This window comes from Streptomyces sp. SID14478 (genome assembly GCF_010548525.1).
Taxonomy (GTDB): domain Bacteria; phylum Actinomycetota; class Actinomycetes; order Streptomycetales; family Streptomycetaceae; genus Streptomyces.
The window spans coordinates 1-205 of sequence record NZ_JAAGMG010000624.1; the positions used below are offsets into that span (position 1 = coordinate 1).

At 78.0% G+C, this 205-nt stretch carries 1 pseudogene; it reads right to left on the reverse strand.

Annotated features, from left to right (window positions below):
• Nucleotides 1-205: pseudogene (locus G3I40_RS20320) on the reverse strand (SAM-dependent methyltransferase); the annotation flags it as partial.

A 205-nucleotide genomic window follows, 5' to 3' on the forward strand; every position in this document is an offset into this window, starting at 1 on the left:
CGCAGGGCGGTGCGCTGCGGGACGATGCGTGCCCCGTCGGTCACCGCGCACGCGTCCAGCGCCACGTGGGCCGTGAGGTCGCAGGTCCCGTCCGGCACCGGCGCCGTCTCACGGCCCGCCCGGAAACCGGTGAGCGTCCCGAACGGGGGACGCGTCCCGCGCGCGTGGGCGTAGTCCACGGCTACCGCGAGGCCGCGCTCCACCG